Annotated in this window: 21 protein-coding genes; 12 read left to right on the top strand and 9 right to left on the bottom strand. The window is 69.0% G+C overall.

Features of this window, described 5'->3' with window-relative positions; genetic code table 11:
* Window positions 1–256: 256 nt before the first annotated feature.
* On the bottom strand, window positions 257–1,081 hold the full coding sequence (locus ABTZ94_RS01025; RefSeq protein WP_351196196.1) for a Fic family protein: 825 nt from the start codon (window positions 1,079–1,081) through the stop codon (window positions 257–259).
* Window positions 1,082–1,183: 102 nt separating this feature from the next.
* Here ABTZ94_RS01025 and ABTZ94_RS01020 point away from each other — a divergent pair, with 102 nt between their 5' ends.
* The 9 genes from ABTZ94_RS01020 to ABTZ94_RS00980 all read left to right on the top strand — a co-directional run bounded on the left by ABTZ94_RS01020 (window position 1,184) and on the right by ABTZ94_RS00980 (window position 12,839).
* A complete protein-coding gene (locus tag ABTZ94_RS01020; protein WP_351196194.1) occupies window positions 1,184–2,179 on the top strand; it encodes an ATP-binding protein in 996 nt (331 codons plus the stop codon).
* Window positions 2,180–3,324: 1,145 nt separating this feature from the next.
* Window positions 3,325–6,045 carry a bifunctional SulP family inorganic anion transporter/carbonic anhydrase gene (locus tag ABTZ94_RS01015; protein ID WP_351196192.1) on the top strand — a complete coding sequence of 907 codons (2,721 nt, stop codon included), beginning with the start codon at window positions 3,325–3,327 and terminating at the stop codon, window positions 6,043–6,045.
* 236 nt (window positions 6,046–6,281) lie between these two features.
* The gene (gene acs / locus ABTZ94_RS01010; protein WP_351196190.1) at window positions 6,282–8,255 is read left to right on the top strand and encodes an acetate--CoA ligase; all 1,974 of its coding nucleotides are present in this window, start codon (window positions 6,282–6,284) and stop codon (window positions 8,253–8,255) included.
* A 261-nt stretch (window positions 8,256–8,516) separates the two neighbouring features.
* Window positions 8,517–8,696 carry a hypothetical protein gene (locus ABTZ94_RS01005; RefSeq protein ID WP_351196188.1) on the top strand — a complete coding sequence of 60 codons (180 nt, stop codon included), beginning with the start codon at window positions 8,517–8,519 and terminating at the stop codon, window positions 8,694–8,696.
* On the top strand, window positions 8,684–8,929 hold the full coding sequence (locus tag ABTZ94_RS01000; protein ID WP_351196187.1) for a hypothetical protein: 246 nt from the start codon (window positions 8,684–8,686) through the stop codon (window positions 8,927–8,929). The genes ABTZ94_RS01005 and ABTZ94_RS01000 overlap by 13 nt, the downstream gene beginning before the upstream one ends.
* A 533-nt stretch (window positions 8,930–9,462) precedes the next feature.
* Window positions 9,463–10,869: a Na+/H+ antiporter NhaA gene (nhaA, locus tag ABTZ94_RS00995; protein ID WP_351196185.1), complete on the top strand. Its 1,407-nt coding sequence runs from the start codon at window positions 9,463–9,465 to the stop codon at window positions 10,867–10,869.
* Between the two features lie 47 nt (window positions 10,870–10,916).
* Complete coding sequence (locus tag ABTZ94_RS00990; RefSeq protein WP_351196183.1) at window positions 10,917–11,450, top strand: phage holin family protein; 534 nt, start codon at window positions 10,917–10,919, stop codon at window positions 11,448–11,450.
* Window positions 11,447–12,538 carry an alpha/beta fold hydrolase gene (locus ABTZ94_RS00985; RefSeq protein ID WP_351196181.1) on the top strand — a complete coding sequence of 364 codons (1,092 nt, stop codon included), beginning with the start codon at window positions 11,447–11,449 and terminating at the stop codon, window positions 12,536–12,538. Before ABTZ94_RS00990 ends, ABTZ94_RS00985 begins: the two co-directional genes overlap by 4 nt.
* Window positions 12,539–12,644: 106 nt before the next feature.
* Window positions 12,645–12,839 carry a hypothetical protein gene (locus ABTZ94_RS00980; protein WP_351196179.1) on the top strand — a complete coding sequence of 65 codons (195 nt, stop codon included), beginning with the start codon at window positions 12,645–12,647 and terminating at the stop codon, window positions 12,837–12,839.
* 135 nt (window positions 12,840–12,974) lie between these two features.
* Here ABTZ94_RS00980 and ABTZ94_RS00975 read toward each other — a convergent pair whose 3' ends face one another.
* From ABTZ94_RS00975 to nth, 3 genes are all read right to left on the bottom strand, one after another.
* Window positions 12,975–14,180 (bottom strand): MarP family serine protease, encoded by a 1,206-nt coding sequence (locus ABTZ94_RS00975; RefSeq protein ID WP_351196178.1) that lies wholly within the window; start codon window positions 14,178–14,180, stop codon window positions 12,975–12,977.
* 88 nt (window positions 14,181–14,268) lie between these two features.
* Complete coding sequence (locus ABTZ94_RS00970; RefSeq protein WP_351196176.1) at window positions 14,269–15,072, bottom strand: NUDIX hydrolase; 804 nt, start codon at window positions 15,070–15,072, stop codon at window positions 14,269–14,271.
* 62 nt (window positions 15,073–15,134) lie between these two features.
* Window positions 15,135–16,193 carry an endonuclease III gene (nth, locus tag ABTZ94_RS00965; RefSeq protein WP_502967158.1) on the bottom strand — a complete coding sequence of 353 codons (1,059 nt, stop codon included), beginning with the start codon at window positions 16,191–16,193 and terminating at the stop codon, window positions 15,135–15,137.
* A 253-nt stretch (window positions 16,194–16,446) separates the two neighbouring features.
* Between nth and ABTZ94_RS00960 the strand changes: the two genes are divergently transcribed.
* The gene (locus ABTZ94_RS00960; RefSeq protein ID WP_014046869.1) at window positions 16,447–17,121 is read left to right on the top strand and encodes a Crp/Fnr family transcriptional regulator; all 675 of its coding nucleotides are present in this window, start codon (window positions 16,447–16,449) and stop codon (window positions 17,119–17,121) included.
* 245 nt (window positions 17,122–17,366) lie between these two features.
* Here the strand turns inward: ABTZ94_RS00960 and ABTZ94_RS00955 are convergent, their stop codons facing one another.
* The 4 genes from ABTZ94_RS00955 to sp36 all read right to left on the bottom strand — a co-directional run bounded on the left by ABTZ94_RS00955 (window position 17,367) and on the right by sp36 (window position 19,926).
* Window positions 17,367–18,197: an MBL fold metallo-hydrolase gene (locus ABTZ94_RS00955; protein WP_351196172.1), complete on the bottom strand. Its 831-nt coding sequence runs from the start codon at window positions 18,195–18,197 to the stop codon at window positions 17,367–17,369.
* Window positions 18,194–19,102: an NUDIX hydrolase gene (locus ABTZ94_RS00950; RefSeq protein WP_351196170.1), complete on the bottom strand. Its 909-nt coding sequence runs from the start codon at window positions 19,100–19,102 to the stop codon at window positions 18,194–18,196. Before ABTZ94_RS00950 ends, ABTZ94_RS00955 begins: the two co-directional genes overlap by 4 nt.
* A 195-nt stretch (window positions 19,103–19,297) precedes the next feature.
* Window positions 19,298–19,768: a RidA family protein gene (locus tag ABTZ94_RS00945; RefSeq protein ID WP_351196168.1), complete on the bottom strand. Its 471-nt coding sequence runs from the start codon at window positions 19,766–19,768 to the stop codon at window positions 19,298–19,300.
* On the bottom strand, window positions 19,768–19,926 hold the full coding sequence (gene sp36 / locus ABTZ94_RS00940) for a Sp36 family protein (RefSeq protein WP_003967454.1): 159 nt from the start codon (window positions 19,924–19,926) through the stop codon (window positions 19,768–19,770). The genes ABTZ94_RS00945 and sp36 overlap by 1 nt, the downstream gene beginning before the upstream one ends.
* Before the next feature lie 71 nt (window positions 19,927–19,997).
* Here sp36 and bagA point away from each other — a divergent pair, with 71 nt between their 5' ends.
* Together bagA and bagB are read left to right on the top strand one after the other, a co-directional pair.
* Complete coding sequence (gene bagA / locus ABTZ94_RS00935; protein WP_351196166.1) at window positions 19,998–20,984, top strand: ATPase BagA; 987 nt, start codon at window positions 19,998–20,000, stop codon at window positions 20,982–20,984.
* Window positions 20,981–22,384: an ATPase BagB gene (bagB, locus tag ABTZ94_RS00930; protein WP_351196164.1), complete on the top strand. Its 1,404-nt coding sequence runs from the start codon at window positions 20,981–20,983 to the stop codon at window positions 22,382–22,384. The genes bagA and bagB overlap by 4 nt, the downstream gene beginning before the upstream one ends.
* A gap of 13 nt (window positions 22,385–22,397) precedes the next feature.
* On the opposite strand, the gene ABTZ94_RS00925 is transcribed toward bagB, so the two are convergent.
* On the bottom strand, window positions 22,398–22,748 hold the full coding sequence (locus tag ABTZ94_RS00925; RefSeq protein ID WP_176740522.1) for a WhiB family transcriptional regulator: 351 nt from the start codon (window positions 22,746–22,748) through the stop codon (window positions 22,398–22,400).
* Window positions 22,749–22,929: the final 181 nt, after the last annotated feature.

Here is a 22,929-nt window from a genome sequence, read left to right as displayed (position 1 = left end):
AGGCCCCACGGACCGAGCATGAAAACCGAGCACCCACGCGACGTCGACCCGTCGATTACGGGCCAGCCGCACCAGGGACGGGCAAAGTCCCCGACCTGATGGGCACATATTGAGGACGCATGGTAACTGGGTAGACATGCCAGCGGCGGTACCGAGGACGGTACCGCCGCAACCCTTTTACCGGGCAGTGGAGTTACCGCGGTGAAGTCAGCCGCACCCAGTTGCCGCACCCAGCCTTGCGGACCCGTCGCCCTGCTTACGCGGCTCCGCGCTGCAACGCCTCGCACACCGCCGTCGATTCTCTGACGCCCAGCTCCACGGCACGCCCGCAGTGCGCGATCCAGGCCGCCACCCCATCCCGCGTCCCCGACAGATAGCCCTCGAACGCAGCGACGTACGCCACTCTCCCCTGCTCGGCGTGGCCCACCTCGGCGGGGCAGATCGATTTAGGGTCGAGCCCGCTCCCGATCAGCACGATCCGCTCTGCGGTACGCGCGACGAGACCGTTGTACGAACCGAAGGGACGCAGGGCCAACAGTTCACCGTGCACGACCGCCGCCGTCACCAGCGCGGGCGCCGCAGTACCCGAAAGGATCAATCCGGAGAGCCCTTCCAGCCGCCCGGCCACCTCCTCGGCGTCCGGCAGCGGCGCATCGATCAGCGGCTCGTCCACGGGTTCGCCCGCCAGTCGCGGCCGACCGACAGCATCCTCGGGCGCCGCGCCGCCGGCTGCAACCAGATGCAGCCGCGCCAGGACACGCAGGGGCGACTGCCGCCAAATAGAGAGCAGTTGTCCCGCTTCGGCGGTGAGCCTCAGGGCCGCTCCGATCACATGCGCCTCACCGTCACCGCTGAAGTCGGTGCGCCGGCGCACCTCCTCCAGATTCCAGTCGGCGCCGGACAGCGCCGCCGAGCCGCGGGCGCCACGCAGCGCCGCTTCGGCGGTGACCTCACTGCTGCGGCGCCGCATGACGCGGTGACCGTAGACCCGGTCGACGGCCTTGCGTACGGAGTCCACCGCGTCGGCGACCCCCGGCAGGGTGCCCAGGGTGGCGAGCGGATCAGAGGCAGTCGTACTCATAAGTAGCGAGGCTACGCGCCCCCTACACCGATACCGCCCAGGAGTGGCCTTCTTCACGAAGCGTGACAGCAGAACGCAATCACACCGCTACCCTAGGTGAACATGAAGATCGCTTTCGTAGGGAAGGGCGGCAGCGGCAAGACCACGCTGTCCTCTCTCTTCATCCGCCACCTTGCCGCCAATGAAGCCCATGTCGTCGCGGTGGACGCCGACATCAACCAGCATCTCGGGGCCGCACTCGGCCTCGACGACCACGAGGCTGCGGCGCTGCCCGCCATGGGAGCCCAACTACCTCTGATCAAGGAGTATCTGCGCGGCAGCAATCCCCGCATCGCCTCCGTCGAGACGATGATCAAGACGACTCCGCCCGGCGAGGGCTCGCGGCTGCTGCGAGTCCGTGAGGACAACCCGGTCTACGACGCGTGCGCCCGCACGGTCCGGCTCGACGACGGGGAGATCCGGCTGATGGCCACGGGACCGTTCACCGAGTCGGATCTGGGCGTGGCTTGCTACCACTCCAAGGTCGGTGCGGTCGAGCTATGCCTCAACCATCTCGTCGACGGCCCCGACGACTATGTCGTCGTTGACATGACAGCAGGTTCGGACTCCTTCGCCTCCGGGATGTTCACCCGCTTCGACATGACGTTCCTGGTCGCCGAGCCGACCCGTAAGGGCGTCTCGGTCTACCGCCAGTACAAGGAGTACGCGCGGGACTTCGGGGTCGCGCTGAAGGTCATCGGCAACAAGGTGCAGGGCGAGGACGATCTGGACTTCCTGCGCGCCGAGGTGGGCAACGATCTACTGGTCAGCGTCGGGCACTCCGACTGGGTACGGGCCATGGAAAAGGGCAGGCCAGCCCCCTTCGAGCTGCTGGAGGCGGACAACCGCATGGCCCTGCAGGCACTGCAGAACGCCGCGGAGGATTCGTACGAGCAGCGGGACTGGGAGCGCTACACGCGACAAATGGTGCACTTCCATCTGAAGAACGCGGAGAGCTGGGGCAACGAGAAGACGGGCGCCGACCTGGCGGCCCAGGTCGACCCGGCCTTCGTACTCGACGAGCGGTACGTGCGGGACGGCGCCACTCAGCCTGCCTGATCCGTCGGCGTCCCGGCCGGGAGGATGCCCGCGTTCCGGCCGGGGCTCCGTTGCACCCTCAAGCGGCAGTCGCAGCTGAAGGGCGTGCGGTTCGGTGGCCGTGCGCGGTCACCGAACGCCGTCACCCGAGCCAGCGGCCGACCTGATCCGCACCGGCCCCGCCATGAGCCCTGCCGACCCCCGGCCCCCGGTCCGCTTCCGCCCCCGAGGTCCCGGCTCAGCCTCGATTCACCGAGTGACTCCAGGCTTGGACCGACCGCGCTACCGTCGGGGCCGCAGAATTGGGCGTTGAAGCGGGTGCCGATCTCGTCGCCGTCCTCCCAGGCGCCGCGGACCCGAGTGAAGGTGTTCCGGATTCCCTCTGTGCCGTTGAAGCCGATGTCGGGAGCTGCCGGCATCGCGCTTCGACGGGTCGTCGAGGTCCCGCATGTCCTCCGGCAGCAGGTACACGCCGCTGAGGAAATACGTCATGCTCGCGTGACACCTCTCGCCCACCTCACGGAAGTGCGGGAACAGCTTTTGGCTACCCTCTCCGGCGCCGTCCCGCGACAACAGCATGAACTGCGGGGGCTTCTGACCGAGCGCCAGGCGCTGCGCCACGGGCAGCTTCGGCCAGCTGCCCGTGAAGGCGGTGGAGCCGTCACCGATGAGCCAGGACAGGCTTTTGGGTGCGGCTCGGGGAACGCTCTTCTTCGCTCCGGCGTCTCGCTTTGCGGCGGCAGGGCCGGCGGCTCCGGTCCTGGAATCCGTACCGGAGGAACAGCCGGCGACTCTCCGTGGTCAGTACAACGGCCATGACGCCCGGGGCGACCCGTTCGGCGGCGGTCCCCTTCGCGGCGGCCCTCTCCGTGGCGCCCATCATCCGCCCCCTCTTCCTTGGGGGAAATTTACGTTGAAGTGCTGACGCGGAACGGTCGAGATCGCATGCAGCTATGCCGAAATTAGTACGACAATCCATATGAAAAGCTTCTTATTCGCCTGAATGGATGGCTAACTGATCCATTTGACCTCAACCATGGACACATATCTTTACTCTCCATTACGATCTATTTACTGAGAGTTGAGAAATCCCGCCGCTGCACGCCGTGACCCACGGCCGCGTCCCCCACGTTCCGCGACCGCGCTGCCCCGGAGGAGACGGGAACATGTCTGCTTGCGTCCCCACTCGTCATGACCGCACATCCCGCGGTTCGCGCCCACCCCGCGCCTCGGGAATCAAACGACCGCACAGCCCACCACCGCCGCGCCGCGGACGATTCCGCATCGCGGGCGCCGACCTGTCCGCATCGATCACGGTCTTCCTGCTCGCCGTCCCCATGTCGCTAGGCCTCGCCGTCGCCATGGACGCCCCGCTGGAGGCAGGCCTCATTTCCGCCGCGATCGGCGGAATCGTCGCCGGACTACTCGGCGGCACACCTCTCCAGGTCAGCGGGCCGTCCGCCGGACTGACCGTGGTCACAGCCGAGTTGATCCAGACCTACGGCTGGCGCACCACCTGCGCGATCACCATCGGCGCAGGACTTCTGCAGATCCTGCTGGGCTCGTTGCGGGCGGCACGCAGCGCCCTCGCCGTCAGCCCCGCCATCGTGCACGGCGCCCTCGCCGGCATCGGCGTGGCCATCGCACTCGCCCAGCTGCACATCGTGCTCGGCGGCTCGCCTCAGAGTTCGGCCGTCGCCAATGCCCTCGCCCTCCCCGACCAGCTGGGGAGGGTGAGTCCGGCCGCCCCGCTGATCGGCCTGCTGACCATCACCGTCCTGATCCTGTGGCCGCGGATTCCGGGGCGGATCGGCCGGGTGGCACGGCGGATTCCGGCTGCCCTCGCCGCAGTGGTGACCGCGACAGCGGTGGCTGCGATCACGGCGCCCGGGATCGCCCGGGTCGATCTGCCGTCCTGGCGCTCGCACGCCCTGCCGGAGATGCCCCACGGCCCCGTACTCGCCCTGGCCACCGCCGTGTTCACAATGATGCTGGTGGCCAGTCTGGAGTCGCTGCTCGCCGCGGTCGCCGTGGACAAGCTGTCGGCCGACCGCGCCGGCGAGCAACCGGCCGCCCGACCCGAGGCCGACCTGACGTCGGCCTCGGCCTCGGGTTCGGTTTCGACTTCAACCCCGGCCCGGGGCCCCGCCTCTTCGTCCCCACCGGACCCGCCCGCCAGACGCTCCGATCTCGACCGTGAGCTGCGTGCCCAGGGCATCGCCAACGCCCTGTCCGGGCTGGTCGGCGGGCTGGCGGTGTCCGGCGGTGCAGTGCGCAGTTCGGCGAATGTGCGGGCCGGAGCGACGGGCCGCGCCTCCACCGTGCTGCACGGTGTCTGGGTGGTGCTTGCCGCCGGGCTGCTGGTCTCCGTCCTGGAGCGGATCCCGCTGGCCGCGCTCGGCGCGCTGGTCATGATGGTCGGCATCCAGATGGTGAGTTTCGCCCATATCCGCAATGTCCACAGGCACCGGGAATTCCCGGTGTACGGGGCGACAATCACTGGCGTGGTCCTCTTCGGCGTGCTCAAGGGTGTGGTGATCGGCATCGCGGCCGCGGTGGCCGTCTCCCTGCACCGGCTGGCCCGGACCAGGATCACCGTGACCGAACACGGCGGCCAGCATCTGGTGGTCGTACGGGGCCAGTTGACGTTTCTCGCGGTGCCCCGGCTCAGCCGGACGCTCGGCCAGCTGCCCCAGGACGGGGATGCCGTTGTCGAGCTTGACGGCTTCTTCATGGACCACGCGGCGTACGAGGCGATCCAGGACTGGAGCACTGCCCAGGCGGCCCACGGCGGCCGGGTCGTCTTCACCGGCAGGTCCGGCGGCCGGATCGCCGAGCCCGCATCGGCGGCGCATTCCTGTTGCCGCCCCTGGACGCCGTGGCGCAACCATCACTGCCACGACCGGCCCGAGCAGACGCCCGAGACCCACCACGGCCACCTCGGCACGGGCCCAGCTCCCGGCTCCGGATCCAGTTACATCAAGGACCGCGTCCCCGACAACGACACGTCCCACGACGCCCCCGGAGTCCACAGCACCCCCGGCTCGACCGGCTCACCCACCGCCACCCCGCGCCGGACCGGCGGAAACCGCCTGGTCAGCGGCCTGAGTTCGTTCCAGCGGAACACCGCTCCGCTGGTGCGCGAGGAGCTGGCCCGGTTGGCTCGCGAGGGGCAACGCCCCTCCCAGCTCTTCATCACCTGTGCCGACTCCCGCCTGGTCACCAGCATGATCACGGCGAGCGGCCCGGGTGACCTGTTCACCGTGCGAAATATCGGTAATCTTGTGCCCCCGCCGGACACCGAGTCGGGTGACGACTCGGTGGGCGCCGCGATCGAGTACGCGATGGATGTGCTGAAGGTGGAGTCCATCACCGTCTGTGGGCACTCCGGCTGCGGCGCGATGCAGGCTCTGCTCGGCACCAAGCCGGCCCCGGGCACTCCGCTGACGTCCCTGTGGCGCTGGCTGAGACACGGGCTGCCGAGCCTGGAGCGGATGGCGTCCCGACATCATGCCTGGGCCCGGATCTCCGGCCGCCTTCCGGCCGATGCGGTGGAGCAGCTCTGCCTCACCAATGTGGTCCAGCAGCTGGACCATCTGCGGGCCCATGAATCGGTGGCGCGGCGGCTCGCCGAGGGCACGCTCCAACTGCACGGTATGTACTTCCATGTGGGCGAGGCGCAGGCCTATCTGCTGACCGAGGGCGCGAGCGCCGGGCTCGCGCTCGACGAGGTCTTCGACCGTGTGGACCCTGGCGACGCCCACGCCTCGGCCGATTCCCATGCCTTGGCCGTTTCCCGCTCCCCCGGCGACGCCGACACCCCCAGGCCCGCCGCCGCCCCGGGCAATCCATCCGGTTCCGGCGAGTTGGAACGTACCGGCGTCTGAACCACATTCGCCCCCGGTCCGTGAACCCTTGTGGTCCCGCCTCCGTACCACTCCGAGTGCTCCGAGTGCTCCGTGTCGCCGTGCTCCGTACTGCGCCGCACTGCGCCGGACCGCACTTGGATGCGGAACCGTGTCTCCATACACGAGACACAGGTCTAAACCAATTCCGGGCAGACACTTGTCACCTGGCCTTTGGCCTGATGAGCTATGCGCGGGACACAACGGACACCCTGGGAATGGGAGATGTCGTGAGCAACGAAAGCCTGGCCAATCTGCTCAAGGAGGAGCGGCGGTTTGCCCCGCCTGCCGATCTGGCCGCCAATGCCAACGTCAAAGCGGAGGCGTACGAGCAGGCCGAGGCGGACCGGCTGGGCTTCTGGTCCGAGCAGGCCCGTCGCCTGACCTGGGCCACGGAGCCGACCGAGACACTCGACTGGAGCAACCCGCCCTTCGCGAAGTGGTTCGCGGACGGCAAGCTCAACGTCGCGTACAACTGCGTGGACCGCCATGTCGAGGCCGGCCATGGTGACCGGGTCGCCATCCGCTTCGAGGGCGAGCCCGGCGACAGCCGCGCCATCACCTACGCCGAACTGAAGGACGAGGTCTCCCGCGCCGCGAACGCCCTCACCGAGCTCGGTGTAGGCAAGGGCGACCGGGTCGCCGTCTATCTGCCGATGATCCCCGAGACCGCCATCGCCATGCTGGCCTGCGCCCGCATCGGCGCCGCGCACTCGGTGGTCTTCGGCGGCTTCTCCGCCGACGCCATCGCCGCCCGCATCCAGGACGCGGACGCCAAGGTCGTCATCACCGCCGACGGTGGCTACCGCCGCGGTAAGCCGTCCGCGCTCAAGCCCGCCGTGGACGACGCCGTCTCCCGTTTCGACAGCGTCGAGCATGTCCTCGTGGTGCGCCGCACCGGTCAGGACACTGCATGGACCGAGGGCCGCGACGTCTGGTGGCACGAGATCACCGGCCGACAGTCCGCCGAGCACACCGCCGAGGCGTTCGAGGCGGAGCAGCCGCTCTTCATCCTCTACACCTCCGGCACAACGGGTAAGCCGAAGGGCATCCTGCACACCTCCGGTGGCTACCTCACGCAGGTTGCGTACACCCACAACGCGGTCTTCGACCTCAAGCCGGAGACCGATGTCTTCTGGTGCACCGCCGACATCGGCTGGGTGACCGGCCACTCGTACATCGTCTACGGCCCGCTGGCCAACGGCGCGACGCAGGTCATGTACGAGGGCACGCCGGACTCCCCGCACCAGGGGCGTTTCTGGGAGATCGTGCAGAAGTACGGCGTCACGATCCTCTACACCGCGCCGACCGCGATCCGTACGTTCATGAAGTGGGGTGACGACATCCCCGCCAAGTTCGACCTGAGCAGTCTTCGGGTCCTCGGTTCGGTCGGTGAGCCGATCAACCCCGAGGCGTGGATGTGGTACCGCAAGCACATCGGCGCCGACAAGTGCCCGATCGTGGACACCTGGTGGCAGACCGAGACCGGAGCGATGATGATCGCGCCGCTGCCGGGCGTCACGGAGACCAAGCCGGGAAGCGCCCAGCGTGCCCTGCCCGGTATCTCCGCCACGGTCGTCGACGACGAGGCCAACGAGGTTCCGAACGGCGGGGGCGGCTACCTCGTCCTCACCGAACCGTGGCCATCGATGCTCCGCACCATCTGGGGCGACGACCAGCGCTTCATCGACACCTACTGGTCGCGCTTCGAGGGCAAGTACTTCGCGGGCGACGGCGCCAAGAAGGACGAGGACGGCGACATCTGGCTGCTCGGCCGGGTCGACGACGTGATGCTCGTATCCGGGCACAACATCTCGACCACCGAGGTCGAGTCGGCGCTCGTGTCGCACCCCTCGGTCGCCGAGGCCGCCGTGGTCGGCGCCGCCGACGAGACGACCGGCCAGGCCATCGTCGCCTTCGTGATATTGCGCGGTACGGCTGCCGCCTCGGACGAGCTCGTCGCGGAGCTGCGCAACCACGTCGGCGCCACGCTCGGCCCGATCGCCAAGCCGAAGCGGATCCTGCCGGTCGCCGAGCTGCCGAAGACCCGCTCCGGCAAGATCATGCGGCGTCTGCTGCGTGACGTCGCCGAGAACCGCGAGCTGGGCGACGTCACGACGCTCACGGATTCAGACAGCGTGCGTCGCATCGCTGACAGTTTGAAGCCGACCCACTCGACCCACTCGGAGTAGGCCCCAGGGCCTCACCCCAAGGTAGGTATGAAGGAACCCCCGCCAAGTGCGAGGGTTCCTTCATGTGTGCTGTCCCGTGGCAGCGGACCTTGAGCACGTGCCATCAGACTTTGTCGCACACTGCGCGAACAGACCGAATCGCAGTGATCATTTTTTGGGAGAGCGCGGGGACCTGGCCGAAGAGACGCCCCACAACAGTGAAACCCCCAACGACCGCAGCGGCATCCAACAGCCGTTCACGCAGCTCTTCAAGAGGCGTTCATGTCCTGCACACTCGGCCCCGAGCTGAAGTCGCCGAAGTGGCCGCGCCTCGCCTTTCTGGCGGTGGGGCGCCATGAGCGCAACGGACACGCCGTGTTCGAGCCGGGCGAGCTGGCCCGGTACCTGGGCACCTATGACGCTGAGACCGGCGAGGTCGTCCCGCAAGCATGCAGGTCGTAGACAACGCCATCCGGGACGCGATCAAGAACGTTATGCTCGATCCCTTCTCGGTCGCCGGTTGTCTGGTGCCCCCGATCGATATGGTCCGGGCGAACAGTGAAGCCGGTCACTACAAGGCGGACGGCAAGACGTACCCGGTGCACGACGTCGTCAGCAAGGCTGCGAAGCGCGTCCGAGCGGATCGGCGGGCGGGCGTACGCGGCGCTCATGCGTCGTATTCGGCACTGGGATGAGACCGGCGAGTACCGCGCGGTCTGAAAGTGCTGTCCTCGTACCCGTCAAAGTCCGCCGCACCCGAGATCACGAGCGCCATCGACGCCGGTCCGAGCGATGTTTCCGCAGGTCAAGGTGCAGATGGTGAAAACGAAAAGCTCGGCAACGTAGCCGTACGGTCTCCGCCGACTCCTCGGTGATGGACCTCATCCAGACCCAGCTGCCGTCCTCCTTCTCCGAGGACTGACCGCGGCGAGTACCTCCCCGAGGGCATCCGGCAACGGGCCGGGTGCCCTCGGGCATTTAAGACCGACCGGCAAATGGGAGGCGGCGTCGCGGGGCTGAGCACGCACCCAGCCCCGCGCTTCTCCCACCCCCACGTGCCGGTCGGTCTAAGTTGAAGATCACCGGATACAGCCCCCGCGCACCCCGGGTACAGTGGCAGCCACGTCAAAAAAGCAATAAGAAATCTCCACAGGGTGTGCCGGGAAGTCTGGTCGGCAAGTGCAACAGTCATGCCATCGCTGCCGTACCGACCCGGAGGTCCTTACTCGTGGCCGCGCCAACCCCCACACCTCCTTCCTCCCGACGCACCTTTCTCAGGCGCCTGTCCCTCCCCGAGCGGAACTACCTCGCGGACGCCCTGCGCACCGAGACCGTCGGCGGAGTCATCCTGCTGGTCGCCGCGATAGCTGCCCTGGTGTGGGCGAACACCTTCGGTTCCAGCTACGCGGCCGTCAGCGATTTCCACTTCGGTCCCGGGTCGCTGGGTCTCAACCTCTCCGTGGAGCACTGGGCGGCGGACGGGCTGCTCGCAGTCTTCTTCTTCGTCGCAGGCGTCGAACTCAAGCGGGAACTGGTCGCGGGCGAACTGCGCGACCCCAGGGCGGCCGCCCTCCCGGTCGTCGCCGCGCTGTGCGGAATGGCGGTTCCGGCCGTCGTCTACACACTCGTAGCCGTGATCGGCGGAGGTTCCACGGGCGGCTGGGCCGTACCCACCGCCACCGATATCGCCTTCGCACTCGCCGTCCTCGCGGTCATCGGCACCTCGCTGCCGAACGCGCTGCGCGCCTTTCTCCTGACCCTCGCCGTCGTCGACGACCTCTTCGCGATCCTGATCATCGCGGTCTTCTTCACCGAGAAGATCAACTTCATGGCGCTGATCGGCGCCTTCATCGGCCTCGCCGTCTTCTATCTGCTGCTGCGCAGGAATGTGCGCGGCTGGTACATCTACGTACCGCTCGCCCTGGCCATCTGGGGCCTGATGTACAACAGCGGCATCCACGCCACCATCGCCGGTGTCGCCATGGGCCTGATGCTCCGCTGCACCCGGCGGGACGGCGAGACCCACTCCCCCGGCGAGCACATCGAGCACCTGATCCGTCCGCTGTCGGCCGGTATCGCCGTGCCGCTGTTCGCCCTCTTCTCGGCCGGTGTCTCCCTCTCCGGTGGCGCACTGGCGGACGTCTTCACCCGGCCCGAGACGCTCGGTGTCGTCCTGGGGCTCGTCGTCGGCAAGACGATGGGCGTCTTCGGCGGTACGTGGCTGGCCGCCCGCTTCACGAAGGCGGAACTGAACAAGGACCTGGCCTGGGGGGACGTCTTCGCGGTTGCCTCGCTCGCCGGGATCGGCTTCACCGTCTCGCTGCTCATTGGTGAACTGGCCTTCGCCGGCGACGAGGACATGACCAACGAGATCAAGGCCGCCGTACTGCTCGGCTCCCTGACAGCCGCCGTACTCTCCGGTGTACTGCTCAAACTCCGGGTACGCAGATACCGGACGTTGTACGAGGCGGAGGAGCTCGACGAGGACGAGGACGGCGTGCCCGACGTCTACGAGCAGGACGACCCGGAGTACCACCTGCGGATGGCCGCGATCTACGAGAAGAAGGCTGCCGAGCACCGCCGTCTTGCCCAACTGGCGGGGGCAGCGAGCAGCAAGCCGGACAGTCCGGCATGATCTGACACCAGATGTGTTGAGCAGGAGAGCAGGAGAGGGAGTCAGGGATGAGCGACCCCGGCAACAACGCGGGCAGCGCCGACCGCAGTCTCGGGCAGCTGGTCGCTGCGGCGACGGCCGAGATGTCCGCACTGGTGCACGACGAGATCGCCCTGGCCAAGGCCGAAGTGCGGCAGGACGTCAAGCGCGGCGTCACCGGGAGCGTGGCGTTCATCATCGCGGGTGTGCTGATTCTGTTCGCGATCCCGGTGCTGAGCTTCGCGGCGGCGTACGGAATCCACTACCTGGGGCTCGGACTCGCCGTGTCGTTCACGATCGTGGGCGCCGCCTTCATCGTGCTGGGGGCGTTGCTCGCGCTGTTCGCCATCGCCAAGCTCAAGAAGGTGAAGCCGCCGGAGAAGTCCATCGCTTCGGCCAAGCAGACGGCGGCCGTGCTGCAGGGCGTCAAGCCGCACCCGCGGCCCGCCGTCGCGGCGGGGACGAGCCGTCCGGCCGCCGTGGGCAGCACGTCGGCGGACAAGGCCCCGGAGAAGTCTCCGGTCCAGGACAAAGCGTCCGCTGTGGCACGCTCGTCCACATGACGGTCCCCGATTCCAGTGCATCCGGCCCAGTAGGCCCGGAAGGTCAGGCAGGCCCGGAAGGTCAGGCAGGCCCGAACGGCCAGGCGGGCCCGGACGGCTCCTCGGGCTCGACCGGCCGCTCAGGCCCCTCGGGCCCCTCCGACCTGCCGAGTTCGCCCGGCCCGGCCGGCTCCGGTGGGCCCGTGCGGCTCGACGGGCCGTGGACCCACCGGGACGTGGCGGCCAATGGCGCCCGCTTCCACATCGCCGAGCTCGGCGACGGGCCGCTGGTGCTGCTGCTGCACGGCTTCCCGCAGTTCTGGTGGACCTGGCGCCATCAGCTCACCGCACTGGCCGACGCCGGTTTCCGCGCCGTGGCAATGGATCTGCGCGGGGTCGGCGGCAGCGACCGTACGCCCCGGGGTTACGACCCCGCCAACCTGGCGCTCGACATCACCGGCGTGATCCGCTCGCTCGGCGAACCGGACGCCGCCCTGGTCGGCCACGACATGGGCGGCTATCTCGCCTGGACGGCCGCGGTGATGCGGCCGAAGCTGGTGCGCCGCCTCGCGGTCTCCTCGATGCCGCATCCACGCCGCTGGCGTTCCTCGATGCTCTCCGACTTCGCGCAGTCCCGCGCGGGCTCGTACATCTGGGGCTTCCAGCGTCCGTGGGTGCCGGAGCGTCAGCTCGTCGCGGACGATGCGGCGTTGGTGGGCCGGCTGATCCATGACTGGGCGGGCCCCCGGACCCCGGAGTTCCCCGACGATGCGGCAATCGACGTCTACCGGCGCGCAATGTGTATCCCGTCGACGGCGCACTGCTCGATCGAGCCGTACCGCTGGATGGTGCGCTCCCTGGCACGTCCGGACGGAATCCAGTTCAACCGGCGCATGAAGCGGCCGGTGCGGGTACCCACACTGCATCTCCACGGTTCACTCGATCCGGCGATCCGCACGCGGAGCGCGGCAGGGTCCGGCGAATACGTCGAAGCGCCTTACCGTTGGCGACTTTTCGACGGTCTGGGGCACTTCCCCCACGAGGAGGATCCGGGCGGGTTCTCGACCGAACTCATCAACTGGCTCAAGGATCCCGAGCCCGACCGGTAGCCGCACGGGCATAGTTGTCCAACGAACAGCCAATTGCCCGGCGCATAGGCCAATTGGCTGACGGATGGGCGGTTACCGACCATGAGGCACGGGCAGACGTCGGGGTATGGGCTGGACGCACGACTTCGGTGACACAGCACGCAACCGTCGCTCGACCGCCACGGCGAGTCCGAGCACTCATGAGGGGGGCGGCCCCCAGGGCCGGGTGCACGATATGCATGATCCCCGGCTCGGTATTCCACGCATTCTGCGCCGTCGGGCCCGCTGGGTCTCGGCGCGGCTGCGCCATCCACGCGGATGATGTCCGCCTCGGCCGACCGGTGAGCACTCACCGATCGGGCGGGACTTCCACAACTCTCCCGGCTGCCGCGGGGCAGTGCGCCTGGGGCCTGTCCGGCTGATCAGAGCCGGAGAGGCTCTGGTGCCCCTCCCGGCACTAGAGGGCGCACCCCTGGCTGTCGACCTGCTGGTTGGCGGTGCGGCCGTGCGCGATGTCCTGGCGGATCTCGTCGGCCGTCAGCGCGTAGCCGGTGTCGGGGTCGTCGAGCGACTTCGCGAAGACGACTCCGTACACCTTGCCGTCGGGGGTCAGCAGCGGACCGCCGGAGTTGCCCTGACGGACGGTCGCGAAGAGCGAGTACACATCGCGGCGGACGGTGCCCCGGTGGTAGATGTCCGGTCCCTTGGCGTCGATGCGGCCCCGGACGCGCGCGGCCCGTACGTCGTACGAGCCGTTCTCCGGGAAGCCGGCGACGATGGCGCTGTTCCCGGTGCCGGCGTCGCGATCGGTGTCGGTGAACTTCAGCGGCTTCGCGTCGAGGTCCGGTACGTCGAGTACGGCGATGTCGCGCTGCCAGTCGTAGAGGACGACCTTCGCGTCGTACAGCCGCCCCTGGCCGCCGATCTGGACAGTCGGCTCATCGACGCCGCCGACGACATGGGCGTTGGTCATCACCCGGCGGTCGGAGAAGACGAAGCCGGTGCCTTCGAGGACCTTGCCGCAGCTCGGGGCCGTACCGACGACCTTGACGATGGACTTCTTGGCCCTTACCGCCACGGGGCTGCCTGCCAGCGCCGGGTCCGGGGCCCGGACCTCGGTGATCGGCTCGTTGGCGAAGGGGCTGAAGACCTGCGGGAAGCCGTTCTGCGCAAGGACCGAGGAGAAGTCCGTGAACCAGGTGGAGGCCTGGGCCGGCATCACCCGGGAGATGCCGAGCAGGACCGAGGAGCTACGGACCTCCTTGCCCAGCGTGGGCAGTGAGGTACCGGCCAGTGCGGAGCCGATCAGCCAAGCGACAAGCAGCATCGCGACCACATTGACCAGGGCGCCGCCGGTGGCATCGAGGGCGCGCGCGGGCGACCACGTGATGTATCGGCGGAGCTTGTTTCCGAGGTGAGTGGTGAACGCCTGCCCCACCGAGGCACAGACGATCACGATGACGACGGCGACGACGGCTGCCGTCGATGAGACCTCGGAGCCGTTCGTCAGCTGGTCCCACAGGACCGGCAGCAGATAGACGGCGACGAGACCGCCGCCCAGGAACCCGATCACCGACAGGATGCCGACGACGAACCCCTGGCGATAGCCGATGACCGCGAACCACACGGCGCCGGCCAGCAGCAGGATGTCCAGCACGTTCACCGTCTATAGCCTCGCAGATTCGTCACCGGGCCTGTTCCTTCGGCTGGGTCCGGGCAGGGCCGGACAGCGCAGCACGGGAGTCAGCGTGTCATGCGCGCCAGTCGAGTGGCACCTGCTTGGCGGCGTCCCACGGGCGCTCCCAGCCCGCGAAGTGCAGAATCCGGTCGATCACTCCGGCCGTGAAACCCCAGACCAGGGCGGATTCAACCAGAAATGCCGGGCCTCGGTGACCGCTCGGGTGGACCGCGGTCGCACGGTTGGCCGGGTCCGTGAGATCCGCCACGGGGACGGTGAAGACCCGGGCCGTCTCACCCGGATCGACGACGCCGACCGGGCTCGGCGACCGCCACCAGCCGAGGACCGGCGTCACGACGAATCCACTCACGGGGATGTAGAGCCGGGGCAGCACTCCGAAGAGCTGTACTCCGCGCGGATCGAGGCCGGTCTCTTCCTGGGCCTCCCGCAGAGCGGCCCTGAGCGGCCCTGTAGTGGCCTGGTCGCCGTCCTCCGGGTCCAGGGCGCCGCCGGGGAAGGAAGGCTGCCCAGCGTGGGAACGCAGGCTTCCGGATCGCTCCATGAGGAGCAGCTCGGGACCGCGCCCACCCTCCCCGAACAGTACGAGTACGGCAGACTGCCGCCCGGCGCCGCTCTCGGGCGGCAGAAAGCGGCTGAGCTGGTCCGGCTCGATCGTCCGCGCGGCGCGGGCCACGGGGTCGAGCCACTCGGGCAGGCCCTCGGTCGTGACGGTGACGGCTCCGTCGTGGCCTGCGCCTGCCGTGGCGGCGGCCGCTGCCACCGCCGCTGCGGGGCTTACGGCCGCTGGGTGGGCCACTGCGGGGCTGACCGCCGCGGGCGCGGCTGCCGCTTCCGTGCTCTGTTCGTGCGTCTTCATAGGCACCCCTCGTCTCGCAACGCCTGTCATCACTCATTTCGTTCCGGAGCGAGCGCCGTGCGTCAGTCGGCCCCCAGGGCCGGCGCGGGCTTGCCCGGGTAGTCCGCCGGCGGGCTCAGCCGCTGACCGGGCTGACCGCCCATCTCGTACTTCAGCAGCTTCCTGGCCTTCTCCGGGTCCGTCTCACCCTCCCCGTACGCCGGGCAGAGCGGGGCGATCGGACAGGCGCCGCAGGCAGGCTTGCGGGCATGGCAGATGCGGCGGCCGTGGAAGACGACGCGGTGCGAGAGCATCGTCCACTCGCTCTTGGGGAAGATCGCGGCGATCTCGGCCTCGACCTTCTCCGGGTCCTCCTGCTCCGTCCACTTCCAGCGGCGGACCAGGCGTCCGAAATGGGTGTCGACCGTGATGCCCGGTACACCGAAGGCATTCCCGAGCACGACGTTGGCGGTCTTGCGGCCGACCCCGGGAAGCGTGACGAGGTCGGCGAGCCGGCCCGGCACCTCGCCGCCGAACCTGTCCCTGAGCGCCACGGAGAGGCCTATCAGCGATTTGGTCTTGGCCCGGAAGAAGCCGGTCGGCCGGATGAACTCTTCCATTTCCTCCGGGACGGCCGCGGCCATGTCCTCAGGGGTGGGATAAGCGGCGAAGAGCGCGGGAGTGGTCTGGTTGACCCTCAGATCGGTGGTCTGGGCGGAGAGGACCGTGGCGACGAGAAGCTCGAAGGGGTTCCTGAAGTCCAGCTCGGGGTGGGCGTACGGGTAGAGCTCGGCGAGCTCACGGTTGATCCTGCGGGCACGGCGAACCATCGCCAGACGCGATTCCGGTTTCGCACCGGGTTTCGCACCGGGTTTTGCACCGGATTTCGCGGGTTTCACGGTGGCCTTCGTGGCGGACTTCGGCGCGGGCTTCACCGTGGACTTGGCCGCGTCCCGTGCGGCGGACTTCGACGCGGGCTTCGCAGCGGACCTCGTGGCCGGCTCGGTCGAGGACTTTGCTGCGGACTGCGTCGCGGACTTCGAAGCGGGCCTCGCCGCGGCCTTCACTCCAGCCCTCGGGACCTGCTCACCCGCAGGGCGTTTTGTCGCTTTTTTCGGGCGACTCGCAGCCTGTTCGCCCACAGCGGAATCACGGCCTTCCGACACTCCATCAGCCCCCTTGGCCTGCGCTCTCACCGGCGAGTTGGACACCCAGCCAGCCTAGAGCCACGCACTGACATCCGCCCCGGTCACCGCGTATCCACCCCCAATCGGCCCCCTGCCTCACGGTTCGGCACGCCCGTGCGTCAAACTGGTTTGTGATTGATCGCACTGTTTTACCGTCCGGCATGATGGGGACCACGGTTCCCTGAACAGGCCGACAAGGAGAGAACTCGTGGACGACGTTCTGCGGCGCGCCCCGCTTTTCGCGGCGCTCGATGATGAGCAGGCCGCGGAGCTCCGCGCCTCGATGAGTGAGGTGACCCTCGCACGCGGCGACGCGCTCTTCCACGAGGGCGACCCGGGCGACCGCCTCTATGTGGTCACCGAGGGCAAGGTGAAGCTCCACCGCACCTCCCCCGACGGGCGCGAGAACATGCTGGCGGTCCTCGGCCCCGGCGAGCTGATCGGCGAGCTGTCCCTCTTCGACCCGGGCCCGCGCACCGCCACCGCGACCGCGCTGACCGAGGTCAAGCTCCTCGGCCTCGGCCACGGCGACCTCCAGCCCTGGCTGAACGCCCGCCCCGAGGTGGCCACGGCCCTGCTGCGCGCCGTCGCCCGCCGACTACGCAAGACCAACGACCAGATGTCCGACCTGGTCTTCTCGGACGTACCGGGCCGGGTCGCCCGCGCCCTCCTCGACCTGTCGCGCCGCTTCGGCGTCCAGTCCGAGGAAGGCATCCATGTCGTCCACGACCTGACCCAGGAAGAGCTGGCACAGCTCGTCGGCGCCTCCCGCGAGACGGTCAACAAGGCACTCGCCGACTTCGCCGGGCGCGGCTGGCTGCGCCTGGAGGCGCGCGCCGTGATCCTGCTGGATGTGGAGCGCCTGGCGAAGCGGTCCCGCTAGCCGGTCGGCCGACGACCGGACGCCATCTCTGTACGCAAAGGCCCTGCCGCACGGCGGGGCCTTGCGCGTATCCGTTCCGTCCTAAGGGCTGTCCCGTAATCCCTGACGGGCGCACGACGTCAGCTACGGCACCTCGCCGCATTGTCGGAACGTCCGCATACATCCAGTATGCGGACGCCCCTCCGCCTTGCGATGCACCGCATCTGACGCCGCGCGCTGATCCACCAGGGATTACGGGACAGCCCTTAGATCAGCCCGTGCTCGTTCAGGTACTCCAGCTGCGCCAACACCGAGAGTTCCGCCGCGGGCCACAGGGATCGGTCCACGTCCGCGTACACCTGCGCCACCACCTCCGATGCCGTCCGGTACCCGGCCTCGACCGCCGTCTCCACCTGGGCCAGCCGGTGCGCGCGGTGTGCGAGGTAGAACTCGACCGCTCCCTGCGCGTCCTCCAGCACCGGGCCGTGCCCCGGCAGCACCGTGTGCACGCCGTCGTCGACCGTCAGCGAACGCAGCCTCCGCAGCGAGTCGAGGTAGTCGCCGAGCCGTCCGTCCGGATGTGCGACGACCGTGGTGCCGCGTCCGAGGATCGTGTCCCCCGTCAGCACCGCCCGGTCGGCGGGCAGATGGAAGGAGAGCGAGTCCGAGGTGTGCCCGGGGGTCGGCACGACGTACATCTCCAGGCCGCCGGTGGTGATCACGTCGCCCGCGCTCAGGCCTTCGTCACCGAGGCGCAGCGCCGGGTCCAGGGCGCGCACCTTCGTACCGGTCAGCTCGGCGAAGCGCGCCGCGCCCTCCGCATGGTCGGGGTGTCCGTGGGTGAGGAGAGTGAGCGCGATCCGGCGGCCCGCCCTCTCAGCGGTGTCGATGACGGCCCGCAGATGTATGTCGTCCAACGGGCCCGGGTCGATGACGACCGCGAGGTCGGAGTCGGGCTCGGCGACGACCCAGGTGTTGGTGCCGTCCAGCGTCATCGGCGAGGCGTTGGGGGCGAGGACGTTGACGGTACGGGTGGTGGCGGGGCCGGAAAGCACCCCGCCGCGTGGCTGCCCGGGCAGCGCGGCCGCGTCGCTCATACGGCTTCGCCTCCCGCACCACCTGCACCGGCCGGCCCGTTCGGGATGTGCTTGGTGAACTCGTCGTGTCCCGGCCAGCTCAGCACCAACTCGTCACCCTCCAGCCGTGCCTGTGCCAGTACGGGGGTGAGGTCCTGGGAATCCGCCGCCTTCAGGGCCTCGGCGGCTGTCCCGTACGGCCTGAGCGCCCGCAGCGTCGACACGGTCGGCGGCATCATCAGCAGTTCGCCCCTGTCGTACCTGTCGGCGGCCTCTCCGGGCTCTGTCCAGACCGTGCGGTCGGCCTCCGTGGAGGCGTTGCGGGTGCGCTGGCCCTCGGGGAGCGCGGCGACGAAGAACCAGGTGTCGTAGCGGCGCGGTTCGAACTCGGGGGTGATCCAGCGCGCCCAGGCACGCAGCAGATCGGAGCGCAGCACCAGACCGCGCCGGTCCAGGAACTCCGCGAAGGACAGCTCGCGGGCGACCAACGCCTCGCGGTCGGCCTCCCAGCCGGCACCGGTGGTGTCGTTGACGACCGTGTCGGCGGTCGGGCCGGCGAGGAGGACACCCGCCTCCTCGTACGTCTCACGGACCGCCGCGCAGACGATGGCCTGCGCCTCGGACGGCGTATCGACGCCGAGCCGCTCGGCCCAGCTCTCCAGCGCGGGTCCGGCCCAGCCGACGAGCCGGTCGTCGTCGCGCGGGTCGACTCCGCCACCGGGGTAGGCGTACGCCCCACCGGCGAAAGCCATGGAGGCGCGGCGGCGCAGCATGTGGACGGCGGGGCCGCCCTCGGTGTCAGCGGCAGGATCCCGGAGCAGCATCACGGTGGCGGCCCGCTTCGGGGTCGCGGCCGTCAGCTCGCCTGCGGCGAGTGCCCGGATCCGGTCGGGCCATTCCGGTGGGTACCACTGACCATTGGACATGGCCGGAGGCTATCCGGAACCGCGACGATGTTCGAGAGGCACGTTGATCCGTACATGCCCCGTACACACCTGATCCCGCCCGGTCGTCACGACTGGACGGGATCAGAGAAACGGCAGCGGACGGCAGCGACCGCCGACGAGCCGCAGCAGACACATGTCTCAAGCCCGACAGACTGTCTGCAGCAGACCTACGGCTCAGGCCCCGACCAGCTCGACCTGGACCTCGACCTCCACCGGCGCGTCCAGCGGCAGAACAGCAACGCCCACCGCGCTGCGCGCGTGCACGCCCTTGTCACCGAGGACCGCGCCCAGCAACTCGCTGGCGCCGTTGATCACGGCGGGCTGCCCGGTGAAGTCGGATGCCGAGGCGACGAAGCCCACGACCTTCACGACTCGCGCGATCCGGTCCAGGTCGCCCGCGACGGACTTCACGGCGGCCAGCGCGTTGAGCGCGCAGGTCTTCGCCAGCTCCTTGGCCTCGTCGGCCGTGACCTCCGCACCGACCTTGCCGGTGACCGCGAGCTTGCCGCCCACCATCGGGAGCTGGCCGGAGGTGTACACATACACGCCCGACTGCACGGCCGGCTGGTACGAGGCCAGCGGCGGCACGACGTCCGGCAGCGTCAGCCCGAGCTCGGCGAGCTTCGCCTCGACGGCGCCCGCCATTACGCCTTCTCCCGCTTCAGGTAGGCCACGAGCTGCTCGGGGTTGTTCGGGCCGGGAACGACCTGGACCAGCTCCCAGCCGTCCTCGCCCCAGGTGTCCAGAATCTGCTTGGTCGCGTGCACGAGAAGGGGCACGGTCGCGTATTCCCACTTGGTCATGGCCCGACTGTAATGCCTGGCACGCGCAGCCTCGTGCGTAGCCCACGGCCCGACTGGTTAGGCTCGAATACGTGAGCAGGTTCCAGGTCGTCAGCGGCAAGGGTGGTACCGGTAAGACCACGGTCGCCGCCGCCCTCGCGCTCGCCCTCGCAACCGAGGGCCGGCGGACTCTCCTCGTGGAGGTCGAGGGCAGACAGGGCATCGCCCAGCTCTTCGAGACGGAGTCCCTTCCGTACGAGGAGCGCAAGATCGCCATCGCGCCGGGCGGCGGCGAGGTGTACGCCCTCGCGATCGACGCCGAACGCGCCCTTCTCGACTACCTCCAGATGTTCTACAAGCTCGGCAGCGCGGGCCGGGCCCTCAAGAAGCTCGGCGCGATCGACTTCGCCACCACGATCGCGCCCGGTGTACGGGACGTGCTGCTGACCGGCAAGGCCTGCGAAGCCGTACGCCGCAAGGACAAGCAGAACCGGTACGTCTACGACTACGTGATCATGGACGCCCCGCCCACCGGGCGCATCACCCGCTTCCTCAATGTGAACGACGAGGTGGCGGGGCTGGCCCGGATCGGCCCGATACACAATCAGGCACAGGCCGTGATGCGGGTGCTGAAGTCCCCGGAAACAGCCGTCCATCTGGTGACACTGCTGGAGGAGATGCCGGTCCAGGAGACCGCGGACGGCATCGCGGAGCTGCGGGCCGCCGAACTGCCGGTCGGCCGGGTCATCGTGAACATGGTGCGACCGCATCTGCTGGACGAGGACGCGCTGCGCACCGCCGCGGGCGGCCGCCGCAAGGAGATCGCCGAGGCGCTGACCCGGGTGGGCGTGACCGGCTCCGCGGGGCTCGTACGTCCCCTGGTCGAGCAGGCCGCCGAGCATGCCCAGCGGGTCGAGCTGGAGCGCGAGCAGCGCGAGGTGCTCGCGGGCCTGGAGGTGCCGGGGTACGAACTCCCGCTGATCGGCGAGGGTATGGACCCGGCCGGGCTCTACGACCTGGCGACCGAGCTCCGCAAGCAGGGCGTGGGTGACGGGGTGGGCGAAGGGGCGGGTACATGACACAGAGCACGGACGCGGCCACGGCCACGGCCACGGACTCGGACGCGGACTCGGACGCGGGCAGAGCCGCCGCACCGGCCCTCGCGCTCGATACCGACGCGCTGCTCGACGACCCCGGCATCCGGATCGTCGTGTGCTGCGGTTCGGGCGGGGTCGGCAAGACCACGACCGCGGCAGCGCTGGGCGTACGGGCGGCCGAGCGCGGCCGTAAGGTCGTCGTCCTCACCATCGACCCGGCGCGCAGGCTCGCCCAGTCCATGGGTATCGACTCGCTGGACAACATCCCGCGCCGGGTGTCGGGCATCAACGGCGAGGGTGCCGGGGAACTGCACGCCATGATGCTCGACATGAAGCGGACCTTCGACGAGATCGTCGAGGCGCACGCGGACGGCGAGCGGGCCCGCGCAATCCTGGAGAACCCCTTCTACCAGTCCCTGTCGGCCGGTTTCGCGGGCACGCAGGAGTACATGGCGATGGAGAAGCTCGGCCAGCTGCGGGCGCGCAACGAGTGGGACCTGATCATCGTCGACACCCCGCCGTCGCGCTCGGCGCTGGACTTCCTGGACGCACCCAAGCGGCTCGGTTCGTTCCTGGACGGAAAGTTCATCAAGCTGCTGATGGCCCCGGCGAAGATGGGCGGCCGGGCCGGGATGAAGTTCCTCAATGTGGGCATGTCGATGATGACCGGCACCCTCGGCAAGTTGCTCGGCGGTCAGTTCCTGCGCGACGTACAGACCTTCGTCGCGGCGATGGACACCATGTTCGGCGGCTTCCGCACCCGGGCCGACGCCACGTACAAACTGCTGCAGGCGCCCGGTACGGCGTTCCTGGTCGTCGCGACACCGGAGCGGGACGCTCTGCGTGAGGCGGCGTACTTCGTGGAACGCCTGGCCGCGGAGGAAATGCCGCTGGCCGGCCTGGTTCTCAACCGTGTCCATGGCAGCGACGCCGCCCGGCTCTCCGCCGAGCGCGCACTTGCGGCCGCAGAAAATCTTGACGGGGTCGGCATTGTGGATCAGACGGCCGGGAAGGCTGGACTTCGTGACCCGGCCGACTGGTCGGTCGCCTCCCCCGAAGCCGTTGCCGATCCTTCCGAGCACGAGGACATCGAAGACCGCGAGCCAGATCCCGAACCAGATCCCGAAGCCGCAGCCGAATCCAGGACCGCGACCGAGGCCGCTTCCGTCGAGCAGCTGACCGCAGGTCTGTTGCGGCTGCACGCGGAACGGATGCAGGTGGTCGCGCGCGAACACCGCACCCGCGACCGCTTCACCGCGCTGCACCCCGAAGTCGCCGTGACCCAAGTGGCCGCGCTGCCCGGTGACGTACATGACCTCGCAGGGCTTCGGGCCATCGGGGACCGGCTCGCGACCGGTTCCCCCCCGGCCGGAGCTGCGTAGCCTTCCGTACGGTCTACCCCACCGCGGCGTACCTCTCGTGCAGTTCGTCGTCGTCCAGCCCGATCGCCACGGGCAGGATGCCCGTGGACTGCTCGTACTCGCTGCGCGCGGTCTCCAGCAGCCGGCGCCAGGACGTGACGGTGGGCCGCCTGCGCAGCAGTGCGCGGCGCTCCCGCTCCGTCATTCCGCCCCACACGCCGAATTCGACGCGATTGTCCAGCGCATCGGCCAGGCACTCGGTCCGCACCGGGCATCCGGTGCACACCGCCTTGGCCCTGTTCTGCGCTGCCCCTTGTACGAACAGTTCATCCGGATCGGTAGTGCGGCAGGCTGCCTGCGCACTCCAGTCGGTTACCCAGCCCATCACGGCGCCGTCCTCTCCCGAATCGAGGCTCCCCCACGGCGGTAGCGGCATATTCACCGCTGCCAGTTGAGGACGTTACGGAAGGCTGCGACAGCACAACACCCCCTTCGGGCCCAATCTTGGATGGCCCGAACGGACTATGCGTATGCAATAGATCACCCAGGGGAGTGAGGTGAGGACA

The organism is Streptomyces sp. NPDC002785, assembly GCF_040295565.1.
In the GTDB taxonomy this organism is placed as follows: domain Bacteria; phylum Actinomycetota; class Actinomycetes; order Streptomycetales; family Streptomycetaceae; genus Streptomyces.
This window is presented reverse-complemented; position numbering and strand designations above follow the sequence as displayed.

Excerpts from the sequence above, each read along its gene's own strand:
- ABTZ94_RS01025 (WP_351196196.1), bottom strand. The coding sequence starts at position 1,081 with ATGAGTACGACTGCCTCTGATCCGCTCGCCACCCTGGGCACCCTGCCG.
- ABTZ94_RS01020 (WP_351196194.1), top strand. The coding sequence starts at position 1,184 with ATGAAGATCGCTTTCGTAGGGAAGGGCGGCAGCGGCAAGACCACGCTG.
- ABTZ94_RS01015 (WP_351196192.1), top strand. The coding sequence starts at position 3,325 with ATGTCTGCTTGCGTCCCCACTCGTCATGACCGCACATCCCGCGGTTCG.
- acs (WP_351196190.1), top strand. The coding sequence starts at position 6,282 with ATGGGAGATGTCGTGAGCAACGAAAGCCTGGCCAATCTGCTCAAGGAG.
- ABTZ94_RS01005 (WP_351196188.1), top strand. The coding sequence starts at position 8,517 with ATGTCCTGCACACTCGGCCCCGAGCTGAAGTCGCCGAAGTGGCCGCGC.
- ABTZ94_RS01000 (WP_351196187.1), top strand. The coding sequence starts at position 8,684 with ATGCAGGTCGTAGACAACGCCATCCGGGACGCGATCAAGAACGTTATG.
- ABTZ94_RS00990 (WP_351196183.1), top strand. The coding sequence starts at position 10,917 with ATGAGCGACCCCGGCAACAACGCGGGCAGCGCCGACCGCAGTCTCGGG.
- ABTZ94_RS00985 (WP_351196181.1), top strand. The coding sequence starts at position 11,447 with ATGACGGTCCCCGATTCCAGTGCATCCGGCCCAGTAGGCCCGGAAGGT.
- ABTZ94_RS00980 (WP_351196179.1), top strand. The coding sequence starts at position 12,645 with ATGGGCTGGACGCACGACTTCGGTGACACAGCACGCAACCGTCGCTCG.
- ABTZ94_RS00970 (WP_351196176.1), bottom strand. The coding sequence starts at position 15,072 with ATGAAGACGCACGAACAGAGCACGGAAGCGGCAGCCGCGCCCGCGGCG.
- ABTZ94_RS00955 (WP_351196172.1), bottom strand. The coding sequence starts at position 18,197 with ATGAGCGACGCGGCCGCGCTGCCCGGGCAGCCACGCGGCGGGGTGCTT.
- ABTZ94_RS00950 (WP_351196170.1), bottom strand. The coding sequence starts at position 19,102 with ATGTCCAATGGTCAGTGGTACCCACCGGAATGGCCCGACCGGATCCGG.
- ABTZ94_RS00945 (WP_351196168.1), bottom strand. The coding sequence starts at position 19,768 with ATGGCGGGCGCCGTCGAGGCGAAGCTCGCCGAGCTCGGGCTGACGCTG.
- sp36 (WP_003967454.1), bottom strand. The coding sequence starts at position 19,926 with ATGACCAAGTGGGAATACGCGACCGTGCCCCTTCTCGTGCACGCGACC.
- bagB (WP_351196164.1), top strand. The coding sequence starts at position 20,981 with ATGACACAGAGCACGGACGCGGCCACGGCCACGGCCACGGACTCGGAC.
- ABTZ94_RS00925 (WP_176740522.1), bottom strand. The coding sequence starts at position 22,748 with ATGGGCTGGGTAACCGACTGGAGTGCGCAGGCAGCCTGCCGCACTACC.